The 13,029-nt window shown below is 39.6% G+C and carries 5 protein-coding genes; all 5 read right to left on the minus strand.

Going from position 1 to position 13,029, the window contains the following annotated elements; all coding sequences use genetic code 11:
* Nucleotides 1–10 precede the first annotated feature (10 nt).
* The 5 genes from BACINT_RS09430 to BACINT_RS09450 all read right to left on the minus strand — a co-directional run bounded on the left by BACINT_RS09430 (nt 11) and on the right by BACINT_RS09450 (nt 13,026).
* Entirely contained in the window at nt 11–2,329 is a 2,319-nt protein-coding gene (locus BACINT_RS09430; protein ID WP_007662554.1) for an ABC transporter permease, read from the minus strand.
* 1,132 nt (nt 2,330–3,461) lie between these two features.
* The gene (locus BACINT_RS09435) at nt 3,462–5,840 is read right to left on the minus strand and encodes an ABC transporter permease (RefSeq protein ID WP_007662556.1); all 2,379 of its coding nucleotides are present in this window, start codon (nt 5,838–5,840) and stop codon (nt 3,462–3,464) included.
* Nucleotides 5,841–5,871: 31 nt separating this feature from the next.
* Nucleotides 5,872–8,277 (minus strand): ABC transporter permease, encoded by a 2,406-nt coding sequence (locus tag BACINT_RS09440; protein WP_007662558.1) that lies wholly within the window; start codon nt 8,275–8,277, stop codon nt 5,872–5,874.
* Nucleotides 8,278–8,290: 13 nt separating this feature from the next.
* Nucleotides 8,291–10,699, minus strand: coding sequence for an ABC transporter permease (locus BACINT_RS09445; RefSeq protein WP_007662559.1), 2,409 nt, complete (start codon nt 10,697–10,699; stop codon nt 8,291–8,293).
* Nucleotides 10,700–10,722: 23 nt separating this feature from the next.
* Nucleotides 10,723–13,026 carry an ABC transporter permease gene (locus tag BACINT_RS09450; protein ID WP_007662560.1) on the minus strand — a complete coding sequence of 768 codons (2,304 nt, stop codon included), beginning with the start codon at nt 13,024–13,026 and terminating at the stop codon, nt 10,723–10,725.
* Nucleotides 13,027–13,029 lie beyond the last annotated feature (3 nt).

Genomic DNA, 13,029 nt, shown 5'->3' on the forward strand with positions numbered 1-13,029 from the left:
ATACTCTGATTTATTCACTCTTTATCACTTCCGCCGGATTCTGCCGTGCCGCCTGCCACACTCGCCAGCCGATACATGCAAAGATAATTATGGCTATGCCACCGGCTATGACTAAATATATCCAGGCTTTAATTGTGGTCTGTTCTATATAGTTTTCAAGCCAACGTTTCATCAGGACATACCCTATTGGGAATGCGATGACAGCCGCAATAATGAGCAGAAGTATGTATTCCTTTATAAACATAATTAGAATATTCCGGATTGTGGCTCCATTCACCTTACGAACGGCTATCTCTTTGCGTCTTTGCTCGCAACTCAAAGTAATCAGAGAAAAGATACCGAAAGCAGCAATAAGTACACAAACCATGGCAACAAAGCTCAATAACTTTATCAGTGCATCTTCGGACTTAAGATATCCGGCATATTCTTCTGCTGTGTTGTATAATCTATATCTCACTTCCGGATACTCCCGACTGAATATGCTGTCTATCCGGTTTCTCAGTTCTTTCCATTTACCATCATGAAACTTAATTAAGATTTGTCCTTTTCCTAAAGAAAATCCTATATCCTTAAGAATATCCACTGCAACCAAAGTATAGGGTTGCACCGGTTCTGTCGGTGCCGTGATGTGGAAGTCTTTAATTATACCTACAATGGTCCATGTTCTGCCCTTCTGATAAAGTTTCTTTCCAATCGGGTCGCTCATTCCAAGTGCTTTTACGGCCGATTCATTAATCATTATGCTATTCGTTTCTGTCGGCTTCACTATCTCCCCTTCCAGCAATTTCAGATTGTAGAAGGACACTGTCTTTTCACAATTCCACAGACATAGCATATCTATACTCTTCGCCGCATCTTCTTTTCCGTCCCAATTATCGAAAGTCTGTGAAAAGCCTGATGATTTAGGCAATAGGCAACAATGTCCGGTCACCACCTCCCTTGTACATGAGAATTGCCTGATCTTATCAGCAATGGCTTCAAAATCATTGTCCGGATATAAAAGATTGATAGAAGCTATATTCTTTCTTTCCCATCCTAAATCTACATTCGTAAGAAAATAGATTTGCTTCATCATCACTATTATGCAGAACGTGACAAGAATCCCTATCGCCAATTGGAATGCAATACTTATTTTACGGAGTGCGTACTTGTTTCCGCTATTTCGTATGCGCGACCGTCTGATGGCGAATGGCACTAACAGAAATAAAGACAGTAAAAGAATCCCTACAAAATAGAGAAGAGATTCTCCATAAATATTTCCGGATACCCCGGACATTTTCTTAAAGGCGGGTAAAGCCGTTTCAACCAAAGCCATCCCCAATACGCCGGATAAAAATATGATGTATAGGTACTCCACAGAAAGTAGAATAAATAGCCCCCCGATGGAGGAACCGCATACTTTACGCAGTTCTATTTCACGGCTACGTATCTTCATGCGAGTGATGAACAGAGAGAGATAATTGAACAGGGAACAAAGAATCACTAAACCTCCGGCCACAGAGAATAGTATCAAATAGTAGAATTGGAAAGATGGGTTCCTGTTAACTGATGAATAATGATACTCGTCGAGTGGTATTAGCCGGATACCCTCGAACACTCTGCGGGGATCTCTCGGATCGGCTTTTGTTTTATTTGCAGCAAGTTTCTTCTGAAAGGCTATCGGATCAGTCCCTTTACGTAACTTGATAATGATTTCGAAACTTCCATTATTCCAATCATTCTGCCAGCTGCGAAAGTATTCTCCCTGTCCCCAGTAACCGAATGACAGATTACTGTGATTGAGGCTTGAGAGAATGGCACAAATCGTCAGTGTATCGTCATTATAGTTTTTAACTTCTTTGCCCAGTACATTCGTTGAACCGAACAATTGCATAGCTACATCTTCAGTCAAGGCTATCTTGTCATTGGAATACATAAAGTCCATACTTCCTGATAGAATGGATATATTGAACATTTTCATGAAGCAGGAGTCTGCCTGTAGATCATTAGTTTCCACTGTCCGACCATTTGCTTTAAGATCTACTTTTTGTCCCCATCTGGTATAGGCGCATGCAGCTTCCACCTCAGGGAAATCGTTTTTCAGAACAGTCGATGCTGGGTATGGCATAGAAGTGGAATATCCGTTTACTCCAAATACACTTTCTTTGCAAAGAATATACATTCGGTCGGCTCCTTCGTGGTAAGCGTCATACGTCATCTCATAATGTATCCACAGGTTGGCAAGGGCGAAACAAGTGAAGCCTACTGCCAGACCAAAGATGCCGATAACACTTTGTGTCTTGTATTTCAGTACATTACGAAATGCTATCTTAAAGTAATGTTGTATCATAGTTTATATTTACTTATCTGTTGTTGATTCTTGATGACTTTTATAGGATTCTTAATACTTAATTTTCAAATCTTATGCCAAAGATATAACTGATTGTATATTAGGTATATATTAATTTCTTAAATATAAATTCGGTGTGCTATACTGCACAAAAATAGTGCATATTCGCACATTGTCTACATTGAACTCTCAATTATTGGAAAGGTTTTCAAAGAAGAGAGAATATATTGGGGATATAAATACTAAAGGAATATAGTATTAAATGTAAAGTTATTTGTTTATAAGTTATAGAAAACGTCTTTCACTTTTCTCTCAAAATTGTATATTGAATAATTTCGTAACGAGAAGTATCTTTTTATTATTTATTATTGTATATCAATATGTTATATCTTCTAAAAGGGAAAAATAGGGGTCAAAATAGGGTCAGGGTCACCTATAACCCCGAATCCCCACAACAGATGAAGAAGCATTTTAAGGGGATGTAAAGAAAAATGTGACTCTTAGTACTAATGCATTGAAATTAGTCCCGTCTACACTGGGTAATCTGCCGATGCATCTTTCTTCTTCCCTCCTTAAAAAAGAATGTTTCGTAGCATGTTCTCTTTTTTGTGTCTTAAATATTTGCATTAAGCAGGAAAGAAGACACAGACTAAAAAGAGGTAGTCAAAGAGACGGATCATATTAACTTCTTGTTTATAGTATTTACTTAATCCGGGATTGTTCGTATTGTGCAAAATGCTGTCATATTAAATCTATGTAGAAACACTTTTTTATTGGACAAGAATAATTGACAATCTTTTGATATACAGCAGTTTATGTGTTTTTGCTTGAAAAAACAACTATCAGGTGGGGTTATAAGTGACCCTGACCCTATTTTGACCCCTAAAATAGCTTCCAAAAATTTTTGCAAAGCTGTGTTTTTGTTTCTTTAATTTATCGACATATATCTTGATTATCATTTATCGTCTACTGAAAAAACATAGATACATCTTGTGAAAAGTATAAATGTAGGCGATAACAAGCAATGTGATTATGCAAAATAAGCAATCTTGTATTGCAGAACATTGCTTATTTTGCATAATCACATTACTTGCCAAGTTATAGGTCCATGCGTTTTATGTTTATGCTCCGTTTATTCACTCTTTATCACTTCTGCTGGATTTTGTCGTGCAGCTTGCCATACACGCCAGCCTATACTGAGAGTAATCACTATCATAATGCCCATAAATATAAGGATGAACGGCCACACTCCTATATTCACCTGACGATTGTAAGTTTCAATCCACTGTCTCATGATAATATAGCCGACCGGGAAAGCTATCAGTGAAGATATGATCAGAAGCAAAGTATATTCCCTAAAGAAAATACTCAGAATATTGCCAATTGTAGCTCCGTTCACTTTACGGACAGCTATTTCCTTCCGTCGCAGTTCGCAAGTCAATGTGACCAGGGAATAGATACCGAACACGGCTATCAGAATACAAACCAATGAAGAGAAACTCAAAAGGCCGGATAATGCGTCCTCTGATTTCAGGTATTTGTTGTATCGTTCTTCTTCACTATCCAAAAAAAGTTTGCGGTCGGGAAGTTCCGCCAGTTGCATCTCCTCAATACGGCGACGGCATTCTTCCCAGGTTCCCGGTTTATATTTGAAAAGTACGAAACAACGCGGCCACATATATTCCAATTTGTTTGTATTGACAAATATAGCATTAGGTACATCGTTTGTAGGTGCTCTGTAAGCACAATCTTTCACTACCCCTACTATGGTCATAGATTGGGTATTTTCTTCATTATAATAGATGCGTTTTCCAATAGCTTCTTCCGGTGTCCAGCCCATAGTACGGGCTGCTGTTGCAGTGATGTTCACTTCGTTGAGTTTTGATTTATCCGAGATCCATTCTCCTGCCAATAGCTTCATATTGTAGAATTTGAAGAAATCTTCTCCTGCCAAAAACTGGTCTATACTGATAGGATTATCTGCTGTTCCGTTCAGGCCATCCCATGAAGTTACCTCAAAAAGAGAATAAGCTCCCATACTGATTAGAGGCCAATAGACAGGTTTCACTATTTCTGTAACCATAGGCAGTTCCTTTACTTTTTCGACCCAAACATTCATATCCACATTCATCCAAATACTTAAAGATGCACGATTTTGATAATCAATACCTGTATTTACATTACGTAAATGATAGAGCTGCATTTGCATAATAGTTGTACAGAATATGAAAACGATGCAGACAATCAGTTGTAAAACAACGCTCCCCCTTCGAAAAAGACGTCCTATGGCGCTTGTGTGATGGAGCGTGTGTTGCAATGAACGGCGACGGAATATGTAGACAGAGAGCAGGGCAATGATATATGCCAATATAGACATGCCTGCTATGTATAATATGCAATAACCATAGATGGACATATCTGTATCAGCTATTCCGGAATAGTGTATAAACCAAGATTTGAGCAACTCAATGAAGCCCATTCCCAAAATGGACGCCAGCAAGATAGTAAACAGAAAATCCATGCAAAGCAACGCCAACAACGAATGTTCGGAAGCTCCGTTTACTTTACGCAGTGCCATCTCACGCTTACGTGAACGGAAACAATCGCTATAAATAGTCAGATAATTCACCAATGCGCAAAAGATGATAAGTACTCCCGTTATTGAGAAGTAGACAATGTAACGAAATTGTACGATTGTTTCGTCACCACGGACAAATTCATCCGCGTATCGTAATTGGGTAATAGGTTCCAGGTAGAAGCGTGTAAATCCGGTTTTACAGTTATATTTATCTTTCTTCATCTCTTCCGGAAAGTTACGGTTCATTTTTTTTATGAGTGCGTTGATATCTGTCCCGTGTTTCACTTTTATCAACATCCTATATCGACCGTTTCCCCATGAAGTGTCGTCACTGCTCATCCATCCCATAACAGAATATTTGAAATTAGAATGTTTCCCCCAGTCGTCTATGACGGCACTTATACGATATCCTTTCATGTTGTTGCCAGAAATCAATTCTTTCCCAATCACATCTGTAGTACCAAATAAATCGCGAGCCATCTCTTCTGTAATGGCAACTTCTTTCTCATTGGATGATGATGATAAGAAATTATTGTTGCCTTCTAAAATTTTTACATCCATCATCCGCATAAAAGTAGAGTCAGGCGCTATATATGGATATTCCGTCAACTGTTTGTTCTGCATCGTGAAAAAAGATTGCTGTTCGAATGCACACCAATCTTCTATTTCTGAATAAGAATTTTTTAAATACCCACCTAAAGCGTAGGGTACAAAGTTGTGATAATGTGTTCCGAAATGATTTTCATCCGTCCGTATCAGATAGATGCGATCCGCATCCCTGTGAAAACTATCATATGTCATCTCATATTGTATCCAGAATGTGGACAAGGCAAAGCATGCCAGACCTATTGCCAGACCGACAATACTGATTATACTTTGTGTTTTATGTTTCAGTATATTCCGAAAGACTATTTTAAGATAATGCTGTATCATGGTTTCTTTATTTTCTTTATTCTTCTTTCTCTTACTCGTATTTAATCACTTCTGCCGGATTTACATTGGCTGCTTTATAAATCTGCCAGATAATAGTCAACAATGATATCAAGGCTGTTGCGCCTATGCCTATAATAAATAAATCGGGAGTGATGGGTGCCTTATGGGCAAAGTCTTCTAAATAGAGTATTATCGCTCCGGAAGACAATGGAATAGCTATCAGTGATGCTATCCCCAATACTGAGAGATATTTTTTGATGAGTAAAGGATATATGTTCTTCCCTTGTGCTCCATTTACTTTACGCAGGCCTATTTCCCGATAACGCTGACGGATATCAAATAATGAAATGGCCAATAGTCCCAAGGATGATATAAGAATGGCAACTTTGGCAAACAATGAATAGATATCCACCACCCGCCGATCTTCATTGTACATGGAAGCTATCTCATCTTCTATCAGTTTATATTCGAAGTCAGTGCTTCCCGTAGCTTCTTCATATAATTTACGCAAGAAGTCGATAGCTTCTGCCCTCCGTTCGTGCGGATACGAAGCAGTAACAGTAATAAGCTCATATTTTTCATCAAAATATTCGATAATCATGGGAGCGGCGGACTGTGATAAATGCTTGACGTTGAAGTCTTTTATAACTCCTACGATTTCAACAGGAGGATTATACTCGGATGGAACATTACTGGAAGCCCAACTTTTGTCTTCACCCTGAAGTTTGTCACGCGTAATATCCTTGATGCCAAATACTTTTTTGGCAGATTCGTTGATGATACATTTAAAACTGTTTTTGGTAAACATTTCATCTATTGAATCATTCCATAACCTGCCTTCTAGTAGTTGGAATTCGAATAATTCCATAGAGCGTGGAGACATTCTGGCTCTTAGTACCGGTTTGAAACCATTCTCTGCCCGGTTAAGAGCGTAACGTGACGGCTTGAACTGGTGAAGCGGCATTGGTATCCTGCTCCAATGAGTAAATAATGTACTTTCACTCATTCGTTTGTTTACTAACTCTTTATTAGCCTGCTGTATTTTCCCTTCTTTCAAAAGATCTTCTTTCTCTTTCTCATGAAATGAACTCCCTCCTTTGAAAACATACATCTTGCATTCTATCACATCATGAGTACGGAAACCGAGGTCGGAATGAAGCATGTATTCAAGTTGCCGTACAAAGAAAAGCGACATGACAATCATATAGATAGTGATGACATATTGAAAGCCAAGAAAAAGCATGCGTGAACGGACAGAGAAATGCGTGGAAGAAAGTTCGCGCATGGAAGAAACCGGAGTGTTATGAGTAAATTTTATAAATGGATAAAATGTGGTTAGCAATGGAAGCACAAATAAAATAAGAAGAGATATATTCAGGTCAAACTTTAAATTTGAGTTCGTAGGAATATACATCTCATTGTAGAACAAATGTCTGGTAATTTCAATAATCAACCAACAAATAAACAGTGCAGCTCCTGAGAGTAGCATATTCTCAATGTATATCTGAAGAAAGATTTCTTTTCTACCTGCTCCATATACTTTCTTTATACCAAACTCCCTGGCGCGTTTGGACATGATGACTGTATAAATATTGGTAAAGTTTAGGATGCCTATAATACCTACCAGAAAGGCAACAATCCATAATACACGAATATAATCTTTATTTCCGTGTTGGGATAATGCTGACTTTTCATGAGAGGTCGTATAATAATAATCTGTCAATGGTAAATACTGGTAGTGCATGGTCTGGAATGTACTCCATTCGTCTCGTGGCTGTTCTTTATTGTATTTTTCATTCAATTTGGCAATGTCCGTACCCGGTGTCATAACTACAGCATAGTTCGGATTTGAAAACCATAATTCTTCCAGTTCGTCCGATAAAAACATGTCCGGTAGCCATGATGTTTTGGTTTCCTGAGTATCCAATACACCTACAATGCGGAACTTTCTTCCGACGGAATTTTTAAAAGTCACGCCTATAGGATTGGGTACTCCATTGAGGGAATGAAGCCAAAACTCTTTAGTTATGAGCGCATCGTTGGGGCGCTTTATTTTCCCACTCCCCATATAAATGGAATAAGGAAAAATACTAAAGAATGTACTGTCTATGGACAGGGCATTTACAGTAATTTCTTGTTTCCCAAAATCCATAACCAAATCGGTACATGGAGTGAATGACGCATAACGTTCTACTGCCGGATCCTTCTCTAAGTCAGATTGGTATCCGGACAGTTCTTTGGTGCCGTCACTGATAGAACGTTCGATAAAATAAATCCGTTTGTATTCCGGATAACAGTGGTCTACTGTATTCTCCTGATGAATATATCGTGTTATGGTAAATACACAGGCAAGACTAATTGCTAACCCTATGAAATTGACAAAGGTATACACCTTAAATCGCAATAGCATGCGTATGGATAATAAGATTTGTTTCATACTCTATGTGTTTTTATTCTGTTTTCATAATCTTTGCCGGATTAATGCGTGCAGCCTTATTCACCTGCCATAACAAAGTGCCCAATGAAATGCCCGCAACAGTTAGTATGGCAATCACATATATGGATATACTGACAGGTGCTTTAACAACGAAATCCTTTGTATAAGTATCTATGAGATAGTAAGATAATGGTGCGGTAAGCAGCGTTGCCCCTCCTATCACCCATATATATTTGCGAAATAAAATTGAATATAAATTCCGTAACTGCGCTCCGTTTACTTTCCGGATAGCAATCTCGCGATATCGTTGGCGAATATCGAACAGAGAGAGCCCAAATAGCCCCAAAGCCGAAACAAAAATGGAAATGGCGGAGAAAAGCGTGAAGACAGTTGACACACGCCGATCTTCGCGATACAGTGCCTGCACATCTTCTTCCAGCCAGTGATGGTCAAATTCTTCGGTATTAAAAATCTCTTGTCTGATCTTTTTCAGATAAGAGATGAGCTCTTTCTCTTTTCCGTTTTTACAGGCTATCTGGTATTGCGAACCACCTGCCTTGGGAGATACCATAAATACAAGAGGCTTCTTACCAGCAGTAAGGTGTCCGGTGTAGTAGTTTTCTACGACTGCTTCTACGGGCATCAGAGATGTTCCGCCTTCTATAATATTTCCATCCATGCCCATGGAAATCCAAAGTGCTTTCTCTCCCCTGACAAATGCTTCATCACGTTTCGTATAGCCGAAGGCTTTCATGGCAGCCTCGTTCATGACTACCAGATATTTATTGCGTCCTTCAATTTTATCGGGCAATGCATTTTCTTTCATCCGTAGCTCATAAAATTTGAAAAAGTCAAGGGGTACCCACATCAGCATCATATTTTGTTTCACGTCTTTATCATTTATAAGAACGGATGTGCCTGCGCCTCCTGCTCCTAAGATGCCACATTGTGACGGTTCTCCACGAAACCACTGTTCGATGAAGGGACATTCTTCCAGCTTTTGCTCAATGCTCTGAGCATCTTGCCAGTGTTTCTTTTTCTGCTCTTCACTCTCTAAATACCAAGTTTTGGAGAGAGGTACTAGATTAGCATACAATATGCCCTTTGTCCGAAATCCCGGAGGAGTATCTTGCAAAAAGTGAAGGTGACTGCTGAAATACAATGATAGTATAATAAGCAATAGAGTGATGCTATACTGTATAAATAGGAAGGCTGTGCGGGTTGCAACAGACTGGCGTGATCCTCCGATGGAGCGTATAGATATGATGGGTGGCAGATAATTGTATTTGATAAAGGGATAAATAGTGGTAATTAATGGTAGAAGAACCCAAACAGTCAATGACAGTTGCCAGTCAAAAGCTGTATAGGGAATGTCACTTTCAAGCAACCGATTGGCATATCCGGAGAATATCTCAATGAAAAACCATGCCAGTAGCAAGGCGATGGATATCATTAATGCATTCTCTGTCCATAGTTGCACGAAGAGAGTGCGCCCCTGCACACCGAAGACTTTCTTCACACCATATTCTTTAGAACGCCTTAGCATGAAGACCAAATAGATATTGACAAAGTTTAATATGCCTGCCAGTAATAACAACAAGCATACTCCTGTGAGTATCAGAATGTGGGAACGGCTGCTGTAATGCCATATCTCGGGATCATCGCCGGAAGCCGCCAATTCTTTGTTCCAATAAAGTTGGCTGACAGGTAGGAAGTTATACCGTATTCTAAACCCCTGTGACGTCTGGCGGTAGACGTTACTGGAAGCATTAATGGCATCCACATCGACTCCGGGCATAAAGCGTAATAGTTCCACATACATTCTGCTCCATTCTCTTCTTGTTTTAAGATCCAGGTTTACTACAATGTCAAATGTCAGTGAGGATTTGCATGCCGGTTCATCCAATATGCCGCAGATAGTGAGATGTTTACCTCCGGAATACTCCATAGTCTTTCCTATCGGGTCTTTTTCTCCAAATACACGTTTAGCGAATTGCCGGGTGACAAGAGCCTCTTCCGGTGCTGCCATGCGTTTACCCTTTAGCGGATAATTAAAGAAATGGAAGAAAGCTGTATCAGCAGCCAATAGCTGGACAGCATAAGGCTTTTCATCAATCGTCACATTATCATTGCAGGATGTAATGAAGTAACTCCTTTCTTTGACGGCCTCAGGCTGAAAATAAACAGTGTCTGCTCCGCTATCTGGTCCTACACTGCCTGGGAATACGTTGCCATCTATGTCCCGAAGTGGAATATAGACATTTTCAGCATCCGTACAATGTGTGTTTACCCGGAGTTCCAAGTGAATGTAGCGGACTAATATGATAGTACATGCCAGACTAAGTGCCAGCCCGATTATATTAATAATAGTGTATGATTTTGAGCGTATAAGGAAACGCCAAGCGTATTTAAGTGTTTTCATATTTTTCAAGTATAATGTGTTTTTTATTCACTTTTAATCACTTCTGCCGGATTCTGCCATGCAGCCTGCCATATCCGCCAGCCGATACTAATGCAAATGATTACAATAACTACGATCAGAATTATTACATAAATCCACCAATTGATAGAAGTCTGAATGACATATCCTTCCAGCCAATGTTGCATGACGATATAACCCGCCGCAAAAGCAACAATTGCAGCCAATGCCAGTAATATCATATATTCCCGGAGGAATATACTGATAATGTCCGAAATGGTAGCTCCATTCACTTTACGGATAGCAATCTCTTTGCGCCGTTGTTCGCATGATAGATTGACTAAGGAAAATATTCCGAAGACTGCAATAATTCCACAAACAATAGATGCTACGGTTAACAGCTTCATCAAGATATTCTCGGAAGCGGTAGCTTCTTCTATTATATGACCTACGCTCCGTGACCACATGTAAAAATCAGGATAACTTTTCTTTATATGATTGTTAATAGCCTTCAGAACGTCTTTATATTCCCCATGATACGTATAAACATACTGTTTCCGGGGAGGAAACTTCGATACAGTATATATAGCCGGCAAAGCCTGCGTGATGGGTGAAAGGCGGATATCTTTCAAAACACCGGCTACCACATAAGATTTATGAAACTTCTTTCCAACAGGGTCTTTCCAACCCAGTTTTTTTGCTAATGATTCGTTTATCAGTATGTCATTAGGGCTGGATGACTCATCCGGGAAAATACCGGCCACTAACTGTAATCCTAATAAATCGAATGTTTCTTTTGAAATCTGGAAATCATTGACAGCTACTTCTTTATCTCCCGGTTGTTTGCCATCCCATTCTACGGCTGTAAACATAGATTGGGATAATCCCGGTAAGGGGAAATTTGAGACTTCCCGAAAATCAATGTCCGGAATTTCTTTCATTAGTTTTACCCAATGTTCTTTATCACTGTCAGGGATACCTTCAAGATAGGCCACATACTCTATATCAGTATTGGTGACTCCCATGTCGGCAGATGTACGCAGATGATGCAATTGTTTCATCATCATTATTGTACAAAATATAAAACCAATACTGACCACCAATTGAAACCAAACCCCTATCCGTCGGTAGAAGGTAGAAAAGCGACGGGTGATAGCGGAAGATATAGCCGACTGTAATGTAAAACGCCGTTGAACCAACAAGGTGAGCCAGGCAAAAAGTAGAACGGTTCCTATGACGATTGACATATAGATAAGCGTCTCTTTATAAAAAAAGAGATTATTCTCTTCAGTGATGTAAGACCAGCGCTTGAATATGGGGAGAGAAACTTCCACCAATAAGAAGCCGACAGGAACTGAAGCCAGCAGTAGTAATACAATCTCAGACATCAGCAAGGCGACCAGACTTCTTTCCGATGCTCCATTCACTTTACGGAGTGCCCATTCACGCTGCCTCATGCGAATGCGTATCAGGTAGATAATGAGATAGTTGGATAGTGCTCCCAAAACGATTAGCAGGCTGATCAGACAAAAGAGGCGGACATATTCTATACGGATAAATATATTGTATTTGGGATGTGTATAATGATATTCCGTTATAGGAGTAATGTGAACAGGATATTTCCGTATATTTCCTTTCATATCGACTTCTATATCTTTTAGCTTTTTACCCAAAGCGTCCATGTCGGTACCGGGAGCAACGCGAAACAAGGTAGTTCCGGATGCATAGCCCCAGTCCAGATATTCCGGGGCTTTTCGCCTTGAAATCACGTCGAATTCATAATTAGAATGTCCTTTCCATTTTTGAACCACGGCAGTAACAGTCATTTTCTTATCAAGCGGAAACTCCTTGCCAATAGGTGATTCCTTACCGAAAAGCAAGCGGGCAGCTTTATCGCTAATGGCTATCTCATCGGCAGTATTGTACAAAAACTGCAAACTGCCTTCCAATACCGTAACCGGAAACATGGAGATAAAAGCACTGTCTACCGATATCATGGTCCAATGCCTGTTCTGATCATCGTTATACTCTGTTGTGAAGTTTGTATAAGTCGCAACTTCTATTTCAGGAAAGGTATTGACCAGATGAGGGGCCAGCAAAAGAGAAGTCGTAGTTGAGAAACCACTGGTTCTAAATACGGAAGGAACACTTGCCACATAGACTCTGTCGGCTCCATCATGGAAATTATCATAACTTTGCTCATAATTCATCCACATGCCGGACAGGGAAAAGCTGACAAAACCTACGGTTAAGCCAATAATGCTGATCAGAGTCTGCATTCTGTACTTCAACAGGTTTCTTATTGCTATTTTCAGATAATGTTGTATCATGTA

It is taken from the genome of Bacteroides intestinalis DSM 17393 (assembly GCF_000172175.1).
In the GTDB taxonomy this organism is placed as follows: Bacteria; Bacteroidota; Bacteroidia; order Bacteroidales; family Bacteroidaceae; genus Bacteroides; species Bacteroides intestinalis.

Excerpts from the sequence above, each read along its gene's own strand:
- BACINT_RS09430 (WP_007662554.1), bottom strand. The coding sequence starts at position 2,329 with ATGATACAACATTACTTTAAGATAGCATTTCGTAATGTACTGAAATAC.
- BACINT_RS09435 (WP_007662556.1), bottom strand. The coding sequence starts at position 5,840 with ATGATACAGCATTATCTTAAAATAGTCTTTCGGAATATACTGAAACAT.
- BACINT_RS09440 (WP_007662558.1), bottom strand. The coding sequence starts at position 8,277 with ATGAAACAAATCTTATTATCCATACGCATGCTATTGCGATTTAAGGTG.
- BACINT_RS09445 (WP_007662559.1), bottom strand. The coding sequence starts at position 10,699 with ATGAAAACACTTAAATACGCTTGGCGTTTCCTTATACGCTCAAAATCA.
- BACINT_RS09450 (WP_007662560.1), bottom strand. The coding sequence starts at position 13,026 with ATGATACAACATTATCTGAAAATAGCAATAAGAAACCTGTTGAAGTAC.